The organism is Yinghuangia aomiensis, assembly GCF_039542225.1.
Classification (GTDB): Bacteria; Actinomycetota; Actinomycetes; order Streptomycetales; family Streptomycetaceae; genus Yinghuangia; species Yinghuangia aomiensis.
Genome location: NZ_BAABHS010000010.1, coordinates 1 through 18,250 on the forward strand (window position 1 = coordinate 1; position 18,250 = coordinate 18,250).

14 protein-coding genes are annotated in these 18,250 nt (G+C 72.3%); 9 read left to right on the plus strand and 5 right to left on the minus strand.

The genetic code is table 11. The features are described from left to right. Positions 1 to 475: 475 nt before the first annotated feature. From ABEA93_RS15155 to ABEA93_RS15165, 3 genes are all read left to right on the plus strand, one after another. On the plus strand, positions 476 to 2,071 hold the full coding sequence (locus tag ABEA93_RS15155) for a UbiA family prenyltransferase (protein ID WP_345676050.1): 1,596 nt from the start codon (positions 476 to 478) through the stop codon (positions 2,069 to 2,071). A 502-nt stretch (positions 2,072 to 2,573) separates the two neighbouring features. Then, a complete protein-coding gene (locus ABEA93_RS15160) occupies positions 2,574 to 4,112 on the plus strand; it encodes an NADH-quinone oxidoreductase subunit D (protein WP_345676051.1) in 1,539 nt (512 codons plus the stop codon). A 92-nt stretch (positions 4,113 to 4,204) separates the two neighbouring features. Continuing rightward, entirely contained in the window at positions 4,205 to 4,651 is a 447-nt protein-coding gene (locus tag ABEA93_RS15165) for an SRPBCC family protein (protein ID WP_345676052.1), read from the plus strand. A 113-nt stretch (positions 4,652 to 4,764) separates the two neighbouring features. On the opposite strand, the gene ABEA93_RS15170 is transcribed toward ABEA93_RS15165, so the two are convergent. Together ABEA93_RS15170 and ABEA93_RS15175 are read right to left on the minus strand one after the other, a co-directional pair. After that, positions 4,765 to 5,958, minus strand: a complete 1,194-nt coding sequence (locus ABEA93_RS15170) for an outer membrane protein assembly factor BamB family protein (protein WP_345676053.1) — start codon at positions 5,956 to 5,958, stop codon at positions 4,765 to 4,767. Positions 5,959 to 6,188: 230 nt separating this feature from the next. Next, the gene (locus ABEA93_RS15175; RefSeq protein WP_345676054.1) at positions 6,189 to 7,499 is read right to left on the minus strand and encodes a hypothetical protein; all 1,311 of its coding nucleotides are present in this window, start codon (positions 7,497 to 7,499) and stop codon (positions 6,189 to 6,191) included. Positions 7,500 to 7,590: 91 nt separating this feature from the next. Here ABEA93_RS15175 and ABEA93_RS15180 point away from each other — a divergent pair, with 91 nt between their 5' ends. Together ABEA93_RS15180 and ABEA93_RS15185 are read left to right on the plus strand one after the other, a co-directional pair. Next, positions 7,591 to 9,192, plus strand: a complete 1,602-nt coding sequence (locus tag ABEA93_RS15180) for a phytoene desaturase family protein (RefSeq protein WP_345676055.1) — start codon at positions 7,591 to 7,593, stop codon at positions 9,190 to 9,192. A gap of 599 nt (positions 9,193 to 9,791) precedes the next feature. Further along, on the plus strand, positions 9,792 to 11,075 hold the full coding sequence (locus tag ABEA93_RS15185; protein WP_345676056.1) for a phosphoribosyltransferase family protein: 1,284 nt from the start codon (positions 9,792 to 9,794) through the stop codon (positions 11,073 to 11,075). Positions 11,076 to 11,457: 382 nt separating this feature from the next. Here the strand turns inward: ABEA93_RS15185 and ABEA93_RS15190 are convergent, their stop codons facing one another. Next, positions 11,458 to 12,075, minus strand: coding sequence for a dihydrofolate reductase family protein (locus tag ABEA93_RS15190; protein WP_345676057.1), 618 nt, complete (start codon positions 12,073 to 12,075; stop codon positions 11,458 to 11,460). A 280-nt stretch (positions 12,076 to 12,355) separates the two neighbouring features. Between ABEA93_RS15190 and ABEA93_RS15195 the strand changes: the two genes are divergently transcribed. The 3 genes from ABEA93_RS15195 to ABEA93_RS15205 all read left to right on the plus strand — a co-directional run bounded on the left by ABEA93_RS15195 (position 12,356) and on the right by ABEA93_RS15205 (position 15,725). Further along, entirely contained in the window at positions 12,356 to 13,105 is a 750-nt protein-coding gene (locus tag ABEA93_RS15195; protein WP_345676058.1) for a hypothetical protein, read from the plus strand. 98 nt (positions 13,106 to 13,203) lie between these two features. Next, entirely contained in the window at positions 13,204 to 13,503 is a 300-nt protein-coding gene (locus ABEA93_RS15200) for a putative quinol monooxygenase (RefSeq protein ID WP_345676059.1), read from the plus strand. A 446-nt stretch (positions 13,504 to 13,949) separates the two neighbouring features. Beyond that, positions 13,950 to 15,725 (plus strand): cholesterol oxidase substrate-binding domain-containing protein, encoded by a 1,776-nt coding sequence (locus ABEA93_RS15205; protein ID WP_345676060.1) that lies wholly within the window; start codon positions 13,950 to 13,952, stop codon positions 15,723 to 15,725. A 73-nt stretch (positions 15,726 to 15,798) separates the two neighbouring features. Here ABEA93_RS15205 and ABEA93_RS15210 read toward each other — a convergent pair whose 3' ends face one another. After that, the gene (locus ABEA93_RS15210) at positions 15,799 to 16,758 is read right to left on the minus strand and encodes a helix-turn-helix domain-containing protein (protein WP_345676061.1); all 960 of its coding nucleotides are present in this window, start codon (positions 16,756 to 16,758) and stop codon (positions 15,799 to 15,801) included. 102 nt (positions 16,759 to 16,860) lie between these two features. Between ABEA93_RS15210 and ABEA93_RS15215 the strand changes: the two genes are divergently transcribed. Further along, the gene (locus ABEA93_RS15215) at positions 16,861 to 17,145 is read left to right on the plus strand and encodes a hypothetical protein (RefSeq protein ID WP_345676062.1); all 285 of its coding nucleotides are present in this window, start codon (positions 16,861 to 16,863) and stop codon (positions 17,143 to 17,145) included. A 99-nt stretch (positions 17,146 to 17,244) separates the two neighbouring features. Here ABEA93_RS15215 and hpnH read toward each other — a convergent pair whose 3' ends face one another. Next, complete coding sequence (gene hpnH, locus ABEA93_RS15220) at positions 17,245 to 18,249, minus strand: adenosyl-hopene transferase HpnH (RefSeq protein WP_345676063.1); 1,005 nt, start codon at positions 18,247 to 18,249, stop codon at positions 17,245 to 17,247. Between the last annotated feature and the right edge of the window lies 1 nt (position 18,250).

Below are 18,250 nucleotides of genomic sequence, written 5' to 3' on the forward strand. Positions count from 1 at the left end.
GGGGTGGGGTCGGCCGCGGGGGTGGGGGCGGGGATTGGGGGGAGGGGGTTGAGGCTGGGGGTGACGTTGGTTGTGTCGGCTGTGGGGCCGGGGGCAGCTGCGGACGGGTGCGCGGTTGGCGGCGCGTCTTCCGCTGTGAACGGTGCTGCGGCGGCGGCCGGTTCGAGTTGGTGGGCGGCGAGCGGCGGGTCGACGGTCGCGGCCCGGCTCCCGTGATCGCGTGGGTCTGCGGCGGTCGTTGCCTGAGCGGTCGGCTGCGGGGTTCGACGGCGGGCCGCGGGGCGGCTTCCGCTTGGGGCCGGCGCATCGGCTGCGAGTGGTTCACCCGCCGCCCCACAGGCGGCGCCCTCGCCGACGGTCGCTCCGACGTCGGCCGCGCCGGTGGCCTGCGGTGCGGGGGTGAGCGTGGGCCGGTTTGCGCCGCCGGGTGTCCGATTCATCGGGATTCCTCGGGTTTTCCTCTAGATTCGGCTTCGTGAACGGGTACCCGCCTCCCGCCGTCCGACTCCCGGCTATTCGCGCGACAGCCCGGCGCACGGCCCGCGCGTCACGGGCCCTGGCCGGCGCCTGCCATCCGCTGCCCACGGTCGCGGTGACCGCCCTGGTCACCGCCGTTGCCGCGGCTGCGGGACGGGGCGCGTCCGGCACTGCGGCGGTCGCGCTCGCGGTCCTCGCGGGGCAGTTGTCCGTCGGATGGGCCAACGACGCGCTCGACGCACGGCGCGACGCCGCCGTCGGCCGGGTCGACAAACCGGCGGCCGGCGGCGCTCTCGCGCCGCGCGTCGTCGCCGTGGCAGCCGCGACCGCGCTCGTGCTGTGCGTACCGCTGTCGCTGCTGAGCGGTACGCGCGCCGCAGCCGCGCACCTCGCGGGCGTGATCGTCGGCGGCTGGGCCTACAACCTCGGATTCAAAGCCACGTGGTGGTCCCCGCTGCCCTACGCGATCGGGTTCGCGTCGCTTCCCGCGTTCGTCGCGCTCGGCCTGCCCGGGCACCCGTGGCCGACGTGGTGGGCCGTGCTCGGGGCCGCGTTGCTCGGGGTCGGCGCGCACCTGGTCAACGTGCTGCCCGACCTCGCCGACGACCAGGCCACCGGCATCGCCGGACTCCCGCACCGGATCGGCGCGACGTGGTCACGCCGCTGCGCCGCGGTCGTGCTGGCCACGGCCCTCGCCGTCATTGCGTTCGGGCCGCCGGGATCTCGGGAGTTGAGCCCGGGCACGCCCGTACTCGTGGTCATGGGGGTGGCCGGAGGCGTCGCGGTGGGCGGCGTTGCGTGGCTCCTTTTGTTCCGCCAACGATCGAGCGGCGAAAACGTCACACCGTCTTCTCGGGCGAGTGACCGATCTGTTCGAACACGCGCGGGCATTCGAACTGACGACACCGCGACGGCGTCTGCACTGCCGCAGATCCGCACCCCGGCAACCTTGAGCCGGCCCGGCCTGGCGATGCCCGGGACCGACACCACGGCCACACCGACAGGCTCCACCGTGGCCACGCCCCAAACCCGCACCGCGACGACCCCGCAACCGGCGGACGTAGCGCCACAAGCCGTCGCCACAGCCACGGCCGCAGCCACGGCCACGGCTCCGGCGTCGACCCACGCACAGCCCCTCGGCGTGATCACGCCGAGCCCGTCACCCTCGACGACGCCCCGCCCGTCCACGCCCCAAGCCATCGTCGCGGCCCCGCCCGCATCGCCACCGGGAACAGCGAGCGACGCGCCGCGGGAATCCGCGGCCCCTCGGGGTAACGCCGCCGACGGACAAGGCGGAGCCTCAGCCGAGCCTGTGGCCGGGGGCGCGGCGGCGAACCCGGCGACGGGTCCTGCCACCCCGATGACACCGGCCGACTCCGACGCACCGACGCCGCCGACGACCGCCGAGGCACCGCACCTCGGCGCGGCGGCGCGGAACTTCCGGTCTCCGGAGCGGCCGCAAGACACCGACTCCGCAATGCGCACCGAAACAACCCCCACCGCCCGCCGTGATCGACTCCCTTTCCGCATCGCGATCGCCATCGCAGCGCTGGCCGTCATCCTCCTCATCGCCCACGGAGGTCAGATCGCCTGAGTGCGCGGCCGAATCCCCGGCGATGCCCGCCCCTCACCACAGACTCGCGCGGCCGGGAACAGCGAACGCGGACCAGCCCTTCCGGCCGACGCCGACGCCGACGCCGACGCCGACGCCGACGCCGACGCCGCGCCCGACCCCCGCCTGCCCCCCGCCACGTTCGCCACCACCAGCCACCGCGCGAGGACAGCCACGCGGGCTGTGACCTGGTGATCGACGCGGTCAGGGCAAGGCCCGGGTTGACGGTGATGGGGAGCAACATCGGGAAACGCGGCACCGGCACCATCCGCAGCCCGAACCCGCGGGCGCCCGGGACGCGCTGTACGACGGCCTCCCGGACCGTCGCCGCACCGAGCGCGACCCGAGGCCCACCTGCCCCAAACCGCCGTAACCCCGTCCTCGTACCGCGCCACGCCGTCCGCCCGCACCCCCGACCTGGTCGCCCCCGCCCAGCCCTTCCCCCGCGGCGGCGCCCCGCCCAGATCGCGCAGAGACTGGATCTATGGCCTCTCCACGCGACCCCGTCGACCCCGGCAGGACTCCCGCGTCCGACATCGGCGACTCCACCGCGTCCGACGCCGCCAACCGCCATGCCGCCGGCACCGGCGCTTCCGGCCCCGGCAACCCCACTGCCTCGGGCGCAGGCAACCGCGGCGATCCGACAAGCCCCAAGGGAGCTGACAACGCCACCAACCCCAAAGACCCCAGCGACCCCAGCGCCCCCAAAGACCCCCACAAGCCCACCGAGCCGCAAGACCCCCACTCCCACCCCCACCCCCACACCCCCCTGACCGACTGGCCCGAAGACGCCGACTACTCCCCGGACGAACGGATCGTCGTCAACCTCGGCCCCCAGCACCCCTCCACCCACGGCGTACTCCGGCTGATCCTGGAACTCGATGCCGAGACCGTCGTCGAATGCAGGCTGGGCGTGGGCTATCTGCACACCGGGATCGAGAAGAACTGCGAGTACCGGACCTGGACGCAAGGCGTCACGTTCGTGACCCGCGCCGACTACCTCATGCCGGTCTTCAACGAACTCGTCTACTGCCTCGGTGTCGAACGGCTGCTCGGCATCACCGACGACATTCCGCCCCGGGCCAACGTCATCCGGGTCCTGCTCGCCGAGTTGAACCGCATCTCGTCGCACCTGGTCGCCATCGCCACCGGGGGCATGGAGATCGGCGCCCTGACCGTGATGACGTTCGGGTTCCGTGAACGCGAACTGATCCTCGACGTACTCGAACGCATCACCGGGCTGCGCATGAACCACGGCTTCGTCCGGCCTGGCGGAGTCGCCCAAGACCTGCCCGACGATGCCGAGACGCACGTGCGCGAACTCATCGCCACACTCACCGAACGGCTGCGCGACTACGAGCAACTGCTCGACGAGAACACCGTGTTCAAACGGCGTACGCAAGGCGTCGGCTACCTCGACGTCACCGGCTGCCTCGCGCTCGGCGTCACCGGGCCGATCCTCCGGGCCGCCGGGCTGCCGCACGACCTTCGCAAGACACAGCCGTGCTGCGGGTACGAGACCTACGAGTTCGCCGTCCCCACCACCGACACATGTGACGCGTACGGCCGGTACCGCGTCCGCGTCGCCGAGATGAAGGAGTCGCTGCGGATCGTCGCGCAGTGCCTGGACCGGCTCGAACCCGGCCCCGTCATGGTCGCCGACAAGCGGATCGCGTGGCCCGCGCAGCTTGCGCTCGGTGCGGACGGGCTCGGCAACTCGTCGGACTACATCAAGACGATCATGGGGGAGTCGATGGAAGCCCTCATCCACCACTTCAAGCTGGTCACGGAAGGCTTCCGGGTACCCGTCGGCCAGGTGTACACCGCCGTCGAATCGCCGCGCGGCGAGCTCGGCTGCCACCTGGTCAGCGACGGCGGCACCCGGCCGTACCGCGTGCATCTGCGCGACCCGTCGTTCACCAACCTCCAGGCCGTCCCGCTGATGGTCGAGGGCGGGCTCGTCGCCGACGTCATTGCCTCGTTGGCCAGCACGGATCCGGTGCTGGGCGGCGTCGACCGGTAGGCGTCGGCCGCCGGAGACCGGGACGGGTGCGCCGACCCGGGGCGGTGCGAGGATGGAGACGTAACGCACCACAAAACGCCCGAGGGGGCGAAATGTCTGCGATCAAGGAGAGCATCGACATCGCGCGGAGCCCGGAGGACGTGTTCGCGTACCTCGCCGACTGGTCCCACCTGCCCGAATGGCAGGAAAGCGCGGTCGCGGTGCGCCCGGTCGGCACCGAACCGACCGCGGTGGGCTCGCGGATCGTCGTGACCCGCCGCATGGGGCACCGCGAAATGCCGATGACGATGGAGTACACCGAGCTGGACCCGCCGCGGAGCTGGCGCGTCGACGGCATCGACGGACCCGTCCGCGGACACGTACGCGGCACCGTCGAACCGATCGGCGACGGGACCCGGTCGCGCGTCACCATGGCGCTCGACTTCGAGGGCCACGGCCTGGGCAAGGTCATGCTGCCGCTCGTCGTCCGACCGCACGTCAAGAAGGAACTGCCACGCAACGAGCAGAAGCTCAAGGACGTCCTGGAACACGAGGTCTGAGCCGGCAGCCGCACCCGCCCGGCCCGGGGCACACCCGCGACCGCCCGGCCTGCGACCTCACACCCGCGACCGGACACCGGCCGCCCGTACCCGCAACCACGGACCCCGCAGCCTCACACCGGGGCGCCGTCGGACGGCGGGGCGAACGCGGTGAGGCGTCCCGAATCGTCGCAGACGACGGCCAGGCCGTCGCTCGCGATCACGACGGGGGAGAGGCCGAAGAACTCCGGGGACACGCCCGACCAGCGGACGGCACCGGAAGCCGCGTCGAGGGCGGAGAAGCTCCGGTCGCCCGAGACGTACAGCGTCGCGTCGACCAGGGAGACGCCGCTCCCGGCTTCGGACAGTTCGTCGCGCCGCCAGACCGGCCGACCCGTGGCCGCGTCCAGGGCGATGACGGTGCCGCTCGCCGTGCCGAAGTAGGCCACGCCGCGGGCGACAGCCACGTTGCTCGGGTACTGCACGGTGCGGTACTCCCAACGGGGAGCGCCGGTTGCCGCGTCCAGAGCGCGAATTCCGTGCACGAGGGCGGATCCCTGGCCGCGGGGAGGAGCGAAGTCGGCCGCGCCGACGTAGACGGTGCCGTCGGCGACCGCCACCGGCACGTCGAACGGGCGTCCGAGACCATGCGTCCACAGCCGGCGGCCGGTTGCCGTGTCGAACGCCTGGACCTTCGCGTCGGACGTGGAGACGAAGAGCCGACCGTCCGCCACAGTCGGCGACGTGAGGACGAAACCGCCGATCGCCGACCGCCACCGCTCGTCGCCGGTCGCCGCATCGAACGCCCGCAGCAGGGACTCGCCGAAACCGGCGAACACCCGGCCGTCGGCGTGGACCGGATCACCGAACGCGGGACGCCCGGCCGCCGGGGCTGCTTGCCGCCACCGCGTGTTGCCGGTGGCCGTGTCCAACGCGTAGAGGGACGTGGCCGAGAAGAAGACGGTGCCGGCTGCGCAGGCGGGGGCGGAGACGGGGATCGAGACGGGGTCTTCGGCATCGAACGTCCACAGCGCCCTTCCGGTCGACGCTTGGAGCGCGTAGCCGGCGGCACCGCCCGCGTACAGGACACCGGCGTCGTACGTCGGCGCGAGCGCACCGTCCCCGAACGACTCGAACTGCCAGCGGAGCGCGCCCCGAGGGCCGGGCGGGAGAGGGGGACCGGGAACGTCGTCCGGCCCTTGGCCCGGACCCGGAGCTTGCCCCTGCCCGCCCTTGCCCGGCCCGCGGGGATGCGACGGGGCGGCCCCACGCGGCTTCGCTCCCTGGCGCAGGGCGGCCGTGGTGCCGACGATCGCGGCCGCAGCCACGGCGCCGCCGAAGAGGACTTGGCGCCGGGAAAAGCGTCTGCGAGGGGAATCCAGGGCTTCGGCCGTGTCGGCGGCCCCGGCTTGAACCGCTGCCTCAGCCGGGTCCGCAGGGTCGGTCGGAACCGCAGGATCGGTCGGAACCGCAGGATCGGCTGGACCCGTGGGCTCGGCTGGACCCGCGGGCTCGGCGGGAACCGTAGGCTCGTCGGGCCCGGTGGACTCCGGCGGCGTCACCACGTCCAGGCCTCCTCGTCCGTGGCGTACCGGGCGCGGTAGGCGTCGGGGGACAGCGCGGCGTCGCGGTCGGGGTCCGGCTCGGCCTGCCCATCGGAGCGGACGGCGGGGCGTTTCCCCGAGGCCATGTCCACCCACGGCTCGGCGATGGCGATGCGCCGCAGCCCCGGCATCAGCTCCTTGGCCTGCCGCAACGCCCGCGCCGCGGGTTCCGGCTTTTGGGCGATGCTGTACGCGATCGCGGCCGTGCACAGGGCGTCGGCGGCGGTGATCGGGGAGCGCGAGTGGTACGCCGCCCGGTCGGCTGCGAGCGCGGCCGGGCCCGGGGAACCGCCGGTCAGGAGGAAGATCGCGGTTGCGTCGGTGGTGGGAGCAGGCGGTGCCAGGGTCGAGCCCACGGCCGCCAGCCAGTGCAACTCGTTCAAGTAGACCGGGAAGGACGGGGGACGGGGCGAGTCCCATCCGAGCTTGGCTTCGCGTGCGTACGCCAACAGGCGCGCCCGATGTTGTGCCGTGCGGGCGCGATCGGGACCGGATGGCGCGATCGCGAACCACGCGAACCCGGTGTCCGGCCATATTCGATCCAAGTCGAGCGTGAGCACGGCGAGTTCCGCGTTATAGGTCTGAGCCGACCAGGACTTCCGGTCGAGTTGCCCGAGTGCCTCCGCTGCGGCGGCCGCATCCCCCACCGCCAACAGATGCGCGACCTTGACCTCCGCCGTCGACCGCTTCACCCGGTCGAACGCCGCACGGTCCTCGAACGGCATCGCGAACAGGAACCAGCCCGGCGTCGACGACACCGAGTACGGCGCGACCACCGTGACCGTGCCCAACGCGATGCCCGCCGCTCCCGCCCAGCCGTAAGGCTCGGGCAGCAGCAGCCCGGCCGCCGTTGCCATCGCCGCGAACGCGACGACCTCGGCCGCGCATCCGAGCCACACCCGCAGCCGGCTCGTCGCCTCGGTGCGCGGGGCGAGATCCACCGACGCTCCCCAGCCCACCGCGCCGCGTACCCGCAGCCGGTCGCCGGCGATGCGGGCCTCGAGAGGACGTCCGCTGCCGCGTTTGTCGGCGACGACGCGCATACCGAACACCGGGGCCGACGCCAGCCACCACAGCCGGTGCAGCCCGTTCCGCACCAGGTGCGAGGCGACAACGGCGGCCAGAAGGCGCTGCAGGAAGGTGCCGCCGAAGACCGGCGCGCCCGCCGCGACGGCCACCATGCCGGCCGCGACCGGCACGGTGCGCGCGAGCGCGGCGAATCGATTCCGCCGAGCCTGCTCGGCGAAGCTGCGGAAGGGAGTCACGTAGCGAGATCATGGCAGCGAGGACCCGCCTCCGACCAGGGGTTTCGCCGGAAATCCCGGAGCGGGCCGGGGAGCACACGAGGAGGCAGGCGTGACCGTACGGGATGCCGGGCAGGTCGACGCCGTGGTCGTCGGCGGCGGCCACAACGGACTGGTGGCGGCCGCGTATCTGGCCGCCGCGGGACGGTCGGTCGTGGTCCTGGAACGCCGCGGCGAGGTCGGCGGCGCGGCCGTGTCGATCCGGCCGTTCGCGGGAGTGGACGTGCGGTTGTCGCGGTACTCGTATCTGGTCAGCCTGTTCCCGCGGAAGATCGCCGACGATCTCGGGCTGCGGATGGAGCTGCGCAGGCGGCGCATCGGCGCGTACACCCCGTCCGGCGACCGCGGATTCCTGTCCGACTCGTCCGACGCCGCCCGGACCCGCGCCGAACTGACCCGCTTCGCGGGCGCCCACGACGCCGACGCGTGGGAGCGGCTGGGGATAGCACTGGGAGCGATGGCCGCCCGCGTCTTCCCGACGCTGACCGAACCCTTGCGCGGCCGTGACGACTTCCGGGCGGTGGTGGGCGACGAGCGGCTTTGGGGCGGGGTGTTCACGCGGCCGCTGGGCGGGCTGATCGAGGAGGAGTTCGACGACGACGCGGTCCGGGGGACCGTCCTGACGGATGCGCTGATCGGGACGTTCGCTCGTGCGAGTGATGAGTCCTTGCGTCAGAACCGGTGCTTTCTGTACCACGTCATCGGGGGCGGGACGGGGCACTGGGACGTGCCGGTCGGGGGGATGGGCGCGGTCACGGCGGCGCTGGCCGAGGCGGCGCGGGGCGCGGGAGCGGATCTGCGGACGGGGGCCGAAGTCACCGCGGTGACCCCCGACGGGGAAGTCCGGTACCGCAGCGGCGACACCGAGTATCGGGTGACGGGGGCGTGGGTGTTGGCGGCGGTGGCGCCGCGGGTGTTGGAGGGGTTGCTGGGGGAGCGCGGGGAGCCGCTGCCTGCCGACGTCGGGCGTGGGGGCGGCGGGCCGGAGGGTGCGCAGGTCCAGGCACATCCGGAAGGCGCGCAGTTCAAGGTGAATATGGTGCTGTCGCGGTTGCCTCGGCTGCGTGATTCGTGGGTCGATCCGCGGGAGGCTTTCGCCGGGACGTTCCACGTGCACGAGGGGTATGCGGAACTGGACGCGGCGTTCGCCGAGGCGGAGGCCGGGCGGGTGCCGTCGCCGGCGCCGGGGGAGATGTACTGCCATACGCTGACCGATCCCACGATCCTCGGGCCCGAGTTGCGGGCTTCGGGGGCGCAGACGCTCACGTGGTTCGGCCTTCACACGCCCGCGCGGCTCTTTGCCGCCGACAACGACGGGGCGCGGGATGCGGTGCTGCGGGCCACGTTCGCGTCGTTGGACAGTGTGCTCGCGGAGCCGATCGAGGACTGTTTGATGCGCGACACCGAGGGGCGGTTGTGTGTCGAGGCCCGGACACCGCTGGACCTGGAAGGCGAACTCGGGTTGCCGGCGGGACATATCTTCCATCGGGATCTGGCATGGCCGTACGCCGAGGACGACGCGGACGTGGGGACGTGGGGTGTGGAGACCCGGCACAGCCGTCTTCTGTTGTGCGGTGCGGGGGCCCGGCGTGGGGGAGGGGTGAGCGGGATTCCGGGGCACAACGCGGCGATGGTGGTGTTGGGGCGGGGGTAGGCGGACGGGGCTGGGACGGGGGGAAGACCGGCATGCGGATGGCTGGGCAGGCGGTTGCGCGGATTCGCGGGAGATGGGCGGCGGAATTGCGGAACCGCCTGGCGAGACGGTCGATTCGAACGCTCGTGTGAGCACGGCTCACTCGGTCGAGAACGCTGTGTGACGTTTCCGCCGCTCAGTCGTTGGCGGAACAAAGGAGCCACGCAACGCCGCCCGGGCCCGGGTCTGCTCAAGTCCGGCCCACAGCCCGATGCCATCGGTGCTGCTCCGGCGCTGGACTCGGCCCGCGTCCACCGGGCCCGGCCCGGCCCCTGCCGCCGGACGCCGCGCCGGACCCGGCTCGGCCCGGCCCCGTGTCACCGGACGCCGCGCCGGACCCGGCTCGACCCGGCCCCGGTGCCACCGGACACCGCGCCGGTCCCCGACCCGGCCCCGTCGCCCGGCAGCCCGACCCTCCCCCCGCGGCGTAGGGTGGAATGCAAGGCAGCAGCCAGGTGCGCGCACCGCGGCGGCGAAGGTGTCGGGGCGGGCAGGAGGCACCGCAGGCCGCGTCGAGTGCGAGGGGGTCGTGAACGCCGGGCCCCGAAGGAGGCCGCGCCGTGTTGTTCCAGGACCGCCGGGACGCGGGTCGGCGGCTCGCCGCCGAACTCGGATCGTTCGCCGGGCCCGACGTCGTCGTGCTCGGCATGCCGCGCGGCGGCGTGGTCGTCGCCGCCGAAGTCGCCCGGGAACTCGACGCCCCGCTCGACGTCGCCATCGTCCGCAAACTCGGCGTGCCCTACGCGCCCGAGCTGGCGATGGGCGCCATCGGCGAGGGCGGCGCCCGCGTGCTCAACGACGACGTCATCGCGCAAGTGCGAATATCCCCGGGCGAGTTGGCCGCGGTCGAACTCGCCGAGACGGAAGAACTGGAACGCCGCGCCCGCCGCTACCGAGGCGACCGGCGCCCGGCCGACCTGCGCGGCAAGACCGTCCTGATCGTCGACGACGGCATCGCCACCGGCGCCACCGCCCTCGCCGCCTGCCGGATCGCCCGCACCCGCGGCGCGGCACACGTCGTGCTGGCGGTGCCCGTCGCCCCGTACGACTGGGCCGACCGGCTCGGCCGCGCGGCCGACGAACTCGTGTGCGTGGCCGCGCCCATCGAGTTCTTCGCGATCGGCCAGTTCTACGCCAACTTCACACAGACGACCGACGAAGAAGTCCTCGAAGCCCTCGGCATTCCGACCGCCCCGCCCGGCACCGGCGACCTGGACATCCCGGTCGCCGGACTGCGCCTCGGCGCCCGGCTCGACGTGCCCGACGAGGCCGTCGGCGTCGTCGTCTTCGCGCACGGCAGCGGCAGCAGCCGGCACAGCCCCCGCAACCGCTACGTCGCCCGCGTCCTCAACGACGCCGGCCTCGGCACCCTGCTGTTCGACCTGCTCACCGCCGACGAAGCCGCCGACCGCAGCAACGTCTTCGACACCGAACTCCTCGCCCGCCGCCTCACCGCCGCGACCCGCTGGCTGCGCGGCCACCCCGCCGCGGCCGGTCTGCCGATCGGCTACTTCGGCGCCAGCACCGGCGCCGCCGCCGCGCTCTGGGCGGCCGCCGAACCCGACGCCGGCATCGCCGCGATCGTGTCCCGCGGCGGCCGCCCCGACCTCGCCGGGCCGCGCCTGGCCGCGGTCACCGCGCCGACCCTGCTCATCGTCGGCGGCGCCGACGACCTGGTCGTCCAGCTCAACGAGCAGGCCAACACGTGGCTGCACGGCGAAAGCCGCGTCATCCTCGTCCCCGGCGCCACACACCTGTTCGAAGAAACCGGAGCCCTCGAACAAGTGGCCGACCTGGCGCAAGACTGGTTCACCAGCCACATGGCCCCGACCCCGGTCGGATAGGCCACCCGGCCGACGTCCCAAGGCGACGGACCAAGCGGAAGGCCGTCTTCCGCGGCACGGGGAGCCCACCGCCGACATGGGAACGGCGTGGGCCACCCGCGAACGCAAACGGGACGGCGACGCGCCGCCCGAACAGCATCAAGCGGACCCGTCGCCCGGCACCGCAACGCCGCCCCGCCGCCCCGCCGCCCCGCCGCCCCGCCGCGACACGCCGCGGATCGCCACCCGCACGTCGCCCGGCACCGCAACGCCACCCGGCGCGACACGCCGCGGATCGCCACCCCGCACGACCGCCCAAGACGGCCAACGCGAGGGTGTCCGAGACGCAGCCCGGCGCGAGGCCGACCCGCCCCCGTGGCCCGTCCGGAGAAGCGCCGCCCCCTCACCCCTCATCCGAGTAATCCCCGTACACGACCTCCCCGCCCCGCTCATACGTGTTGATCACCACCCCCTTCGGTGTGGTCCGCCAGCCCGCCAGCTCGTAGGCGCCGGGCATGGCCCCCTCGCGGAACAGGCGCTTGCCCGTGCCCAGCACGACCGGGAACGACAGCAGGTTGAGCGTGTCCACCAGGCCGGCGGCCAGCAGCGTCCCGGCGAGGGCGCCGCTGCCGTGGATCTGGAGTTCGCGTCCGGGCCGGTCCTTCAGCGCGGCGACCGCCTTGACCGGGTCGCCGGACAGGATGCGGCTGCCGGTCCAGTCGACGGTGGGGAGCGTCTCGGTCACCACGTACTTCGGCAGGTGGTTCAGGCGCGACGCGATCGGGTCGGCCGGGTCGTCGTGCTGCGGCCAGTAGGACCGGAAGATCTCGTACGTCCTCCGCCCGAGCAGGAACGCGTCGGCGTTCTCGAACACCTCGGCCATGAAGCGCCCGAAGTCCTCGTCGCCGTACGGGGCCGACCACCCGCCGTGGGTGAACCCGCCGCTGGGGTCCTCCCCGGGGCCGCCAGGCGCCTGGTAGACGCCGTCGAGAGTCAGGAACGTGGTGAGGGTGAGGCGCATGGCTGGGATGGTCCTTTCCCGGGTCGGGTGAAGTCGGAGCAAGGCCGGTTCGAAGCTGGTCCGAGCCGGTTCCGAAGCCTGTTCCAAGGCGCTTCGAAGCCGGTTCGGAGTCCCGGCTCCCAGTCGGCTCGGAGTCGGCTCGGAGTCGGCTCCCAGTCGGTTCGTAGCCGGATCGATGGCCCACCGGGGTAGACCGCCGCCGCCGGCAAAACTCATCGGTCACCGGGGTGTGGTGGAAGCATGGTGAGTATCGCGCGCTTTGTCCGGATTGGAGCGCCCCATGGACCCCGGACCCCACACACCACCCGCCCAGCCCACGCCACCCCCGCACCCCACGGGCACCACCCGCCCCGGAACCTCAGACATCACCCGTCTGGGGCCGCTCGCCGGGGTCGTGGCGATCGTCCTTCTGGTGATCGCTTTCGCGGTCAGCGGCGAGGTGCCCGGCGTGGGCGCCAGTGGGAACCAGGTCGGCCAGTTCTACGAAGCGCACGAGACCCGCCAGGTGTGGGCCGTCTGGCTCCTCACCCTCGCCGCCGGTTTCCTGGTGTTCTTCGCCGCCCAGCTCGCCTACGCGGTACGCGGCGACCGCCGACGCACCGCCTGGCTCCCGGGCATCGCCTTCGCCGGCGGCCTCGTCACCGCCATCGGCCTGTGGCTGTACGGCGGGATCGCGTTCGCGCTGATCGACGCCGCGGACAAGCCGCGCACGCAGCCTGCCGCCTTGCAGGCCCTCAACGCCCTGGCCCACGACAACTTCGTCATCCCCGTCGCCGGTCTCGGCCTGCTCGCCCTCGGCTCCGGCCTCGCGCTGGTCCGCGCCGAGCCCGGCACGACCCCGGTGCCGCAGTGGCTCGGCTGGGTGGCGATCGTCATCGGCATCGCGCTGTTCGTGCCCTACGCGTGGTGGATCGCCCTGTGGCTGGCCGGATTGTGGATCGTCGCCATGAGCGTTCTGCTCACCCTGGGGCGCTACCGCAAGCCCCACACCCCCGAACCTTGGCAGCCGGGCCCCAACCCCGCCCCGTGACAGGGTGATCCCGAAGGTGAACTCGATCAGCCACAGCCGAATCGGCGAAACCCCCGGACGGTGGTCGCCGCGGCCACGGCGAAGGAGACGGCACAGGCATGGCACACGGCTACATCGGCTCGATGAAGACCAAGCCCGGCAAGCGCGACGAGGTCGTCGCGATCCTGTTGGCCGCGGCCGAGGGGCTGCGGGACCACGGCTGCCACAGCTATGTCGTAGGACTGGACGTCGGCGACCCGGACATGATCGTGGTCACCGAGATCTGGGAGTCGAAGGAACGCCACGACGCATCCCTGCGGTTGCCCGAGGCGAAGGAAGCGATCGCGGTCGCCCTGCCGCTGCTGACAGGGGAGTTCACCGGCCGGGAACTGGCCATCGCGGGCGGCCTCGGCGCCTGACCCGGCCCCCCGGCGGTCGACCGCCGGGCCGCTGTACCGCGGAACGGGCGCCCGCCGCGCCCGCGCCCGCCACCCCCGTGCGCCACCCACCCTCACGTCAGCCCGAACCCCCGTGCGCCACCCACCCTCACGTCAGCCCGAACCCCCGTACCCGCCAACCGAATTGACCGCGCCGGGTGATCGTTCCGTCCGGTGACACGTGACGATTTCGCTGGTGACACGTGTGACCTGCGCATCTGCGTTCCGATTGTGTTGACTTCGTTGTCCGGACCCACCAGCCTCGGCGCGTGAGCGTGGGCGCGACCCGACAAATCGGCTGATCGGCGCCGAACTCGGGAAACCGTCCGCGACCGTGCGCGTCAGGCTCAGCAGCCACGATCCTCCGTTCCACGCCGCCGCTTTCCGCGGCTCTTCCACCGCAGTCGACCTGCCCCCGGAGGTTTCGCATGTCCGCACCCACCGCGCCGGACCCGGGGTCCGCGCGCAGTGCCGAAGGTTCCACTCCCACCGAAGGGCCCAGCCGCCGCGGGGTGCTCGCGGGCGCCGCCGCGCTTGCCGCGGCCGCCGCGTGGACGCCGCTCGGGCTGGTGTCCGCCGCCCAGGCCGCGACCCCGGCCCCGCCCGGGTTCCCGGCGGGCATCCCGCTCGGCCTTCAGCAGTACAAGAACTGGTCCGGCGAGATCGTCATCGACGACGTCTGGACCGCCGTGCCCGCCACCCCGCAGGACGTCGTCACGATCGCCAACTGGGCGCGTGCCAACGGCTACCGGGTGCGCGCCCGCGGCATGAGCCACAACTGGTCGCCGGTCCTCCAGCCCAAGGGCAGCAGCGTCGCCAAGGTCGTGTTCGTCGACGCCACCAAGAACCTGACCGCGGTCACCGTCAACGCGGGGAACCCGGCCACCGTCACCGCCCAGGCCGGGGCCACCGTCGACAAGCTCCTCAACACGCTCGAAGCGGCCGGCCGCGGTCTGATCGCCACCACCGCGCCCGGCGCGCTGAGCATCGGCGGCATCCTCGCGATCGGCGCGCACGGCAGCGGCATCCCGACATCGGGGGAGACCCGGCCGGTCGGCGGCACCTACGGCACGCTCAGCAACCTCGTGCTGTCGCTCACCGCCGTGGTGTGGGACGCGGGCGCCGGCGCGTACGTCCTCAAGACGTTCGCGCGCACCGACCCGGACATCGGCGCGTTCCTCGTCCACCTCGGCCGCGCGTTCGTCACCGAGGTCACCCTGCAGACCAACGCCAACCAGCGGCTGCGCTGCCAGAGCTTCTACCACGACCAGATCGGGACCCTCATGGGCCCGCCCGGAAGCAGCGGCAAGAAGCTCGCCGACTACATCCGGGACACCGGCCGCATCGAACTCATCTGGTTCCCGTTCACCACCGTGCCGTGGCTCAAGGTGTGGTCGGTCGCGCCGTCCAAGCCGTGGGTGTCCACCACGGTCAACGGCCCGTACAACTACACGTTCGCCAACTTCGTCACCGAGGACCAGGCCAACTTCGTCTCCCAGATCGTCACCGGCAACGTGTCCGGCACCCCCACCTTCACCAACGGTGAGATGGCGGTGGCCGGTTCGGGCCTCATCGCGACCTGGACGTGGGACATCTGGGGCTGGTCGAAGAACACCCAGCTCTTCGTCGAACCCACCACGCTGCGCATCCACGAAGGCGGCTGGGCGGTGCTGTGCCGCCGTACCGACGTCCAGCGCGTGGTCAGCGAGTTCTACACGAAGTACACGCAGCTGATCGGCGCGTTCCAGGGCAACGGCCAGTACCCGTGCAACTCGCCCATCGAGATCCGCGTCACCGGCGTCGACCGGCCCGACGAAGTCGCCGTGGCCGGCGCGGTCGTGCCGCAACTGTCGGCCGCCCGGCCGCGCCCCGACCACCCGGAATGGGACACCGTCGTCTGGCTGGACGTCGCCACGCTGCCCGGCACGCCCGCGGCCAACGACTTCTATCCGCAGATCGACGCGTGGATCTGGTCCAACTACACCGGCAATTACGCGTGCGTCCGCCCCGAATGGTCGAAGGGCTGGGCCTACAGCACCTCCGGCCCGTGGACGGACATGGGTGCGGTGACCGGCCGCATCTCCGACGCGTTCCGCACCGGGCAAGCCGCCGGCGACAACTTCGACGCCGCGCGCGCCACCCTCAACCGGTACGACCCGGCCCGGGTGTTCTCCAACCCGTACCTGGACGTGCTGTTGCCCTGACCGGAACCCCCGGCACCGTGCGCGCCCGGACGCGTGCGGTGCCGGGCACCAAACCCCGCGGCGCGGCGCCGGGTTACGCCGCGTCGCGGAACAACCTCCGGTAGGCGTGCGGCGTTGCGCCCCGCCGCCGCACGAAGTGGTGCCGCAGCGTCGCCGCACTTCCGAAGCCCGTACGTGCCGCGATGGCCTCCATCGTCAGCGCGGTCTCCTCAAGCAACTCCTGTGCAGCGAGCACGCGTTGCCCGATGAGCCACTCGTACGGCGTGGTCCCGGTGTGCTGCTGGAAGCGCCGCGCGAACGTCCGCGGCGACATGTGCGCGTGCGCCGCCATCTGATCGATCGTCACATCGTCGTGCAGGTTCGCACGCAGCCAGTCCAGCGTGCCCTGCATCGGGTGTGTCTCGGTGTGCGCCAGCGGGCGGGCGATGTACTGCGCCTGGCCGCCGTCCCGGTGCGGCGGGACGACCATGCGGCGCGCGATCGTGTTGGCGACGCGGCTGCCGTTCTCCCGGCGCACGATGTGCAGGCACGCGTCGATCCCGGCGGCGGTCCCGGCGCCGGTCACCACGCCGGAGTCCTCGACGTACAGCATGTCCGGCTCGACGATCGCGTCGGGATAGCGGTGCGCGAGGCGTTCCGCGTACATCCAGTGCGTCGTGCACCGCCGCCCGTCCAGCAGCCCCGCCTCGCCCAGCACGAACGCCCCCGAGCACACGCTGAGCACGAGCGCCCCGCGTGCCACGGTGTCGCGCAGGGCCTGGAGCAGCTCCGCCGGCAGCGGCCCGTTGCGTGCGTGGTTGCTGGCCGCCGGGACGATGACCAAGTCGGCGTCGGCAAGCCGGTCGAGCCCGTCGGGCACGTCCAACCCGAAGACACCGTTGGTGGGGACTCGGCCGGGTTTCGGTGTGGCGACCGCGAAATCGTACGCAGGCAGTCCGTGTTCGCTGCGGTCCATGCCGAACACTTCGCAGGCGACCCCGAGTTCGAACGGGTGAATGCCGGGCAGTGCCACCGCGACCACGTTTTTCAGCATGCTCGACACTGTGCCAGAAGCGCACCGCCGTTGGCAGCATCTTGTCTGAGGATGGCAGTCCTGCCACTCGTGTCCGGGGCGGCGCGGCGGCACTCTGGACACATGACGACGACAATCCTCGCCCTCGCAAGCCTGGCCGCGCCGTTCCTCCTCGGCGTCCTCGCCGCCACCGGACACACCGCCGACTCCCGCGACGGACGCGACTGGCACCCGCACACCCCCGCTGACACCGGCCGCGGCCGAAACGACGACGACGGAGGCGGTGGGGAGGGGGCAAGAGCCAACGGCAACGAGGGAGTTGCACGCGTCCTGCACTATCGGGCCGCTGCCGGGTCGGCCGCGAGCGCCCGGCACTCGGCCGAGGAATCAAGCCGCCGAGCCGCGTGACGCGACACGGCGCATGAACGAGGGGCGGATCACGGACCCGAGTCCGTGATCCGCCCCTCGTTCATGCGCAGGCGTGCGCGGGCGAGCCGGGCGTCCCGGTCAGCCGGCCACGACGGCGCGCAGGCTTTCCTTCAGCGAACCCATGGTCGCGAGGACCGCCGTCGGCTCGTAGCCGCAGTGCGCCATGCAGTTGTCGCAGCGCGGGTCCTTGCCGCGGCCGAACGCGTCCCAGTCGGTCGTCTCGATGAGTTCCTTGTACGTCGGCACGTAGCCGTCCGCCATCAGGTAGCACGGCTGCTGCCAGCCGAGCAGCGAGTACGACGGGATCGCCCACGGCGTGCACTCGAACTCGCGCTTGCCCTCCAGGAAGTCCAGGAACAGCGCCGAGTGGTTCAGCCGCCACTTCTTGCGGCGGCCCTCGCCGAACGCCTCGCGGAACATCTTGCGGGTCTGCTCGACGCCGAGGAACCGGTTCTGGATCGGCGCCTTCTCGTACGCGTACCCGGGCGAGATCTGCATCCGGTCGACCTTGAGGTCGTCGTTCAGGTAGTCCAGCACCTCGCGCACCGACTCCGGCGAGTCGGTGTTGAAGAACGTGCTGTTCGTGAACACCTGGAAGCCCGCGTCCTTGGCCATCTTGATGGCCGCGACCGCCTCCTTGAACACGCCTTCCTTCGCGACCGCCTCGTCGTGCCGCTCCTCGAGGCCGTCGAGGTGCACCATCCACGCGAAGTTCCGGTTCGGCTTGAACTTGTGGAGGTGCTTCGGCAGCAACACGGCGTTCGTGCACAGCACGACGAACTTCTTGCGGCGCAGCAGCGCCTCGACGATCTTGTCGATGTCCTTGTGCATGAGCGGCTCGCCGCCCGCGAGGGACACCATCGGTGCGCCGCATTCCTCGACGGCGGCGACCACCTGCTCGACGGGCATGCGCTTCTTGAGCACGTCGTGCGGCTGCTGGATCTTTCCGCAGCCGCCGCACTTGAGGTTGCACGCGAACAGCGGCTCGATCTCGACGATCATCGTGAACTTGTCGTTCCGCTTGATCTTCTGCTTGACGAGATGCGTGCCGATCTTCGCGGCCAGGTTCAGCGGCAGACCCATT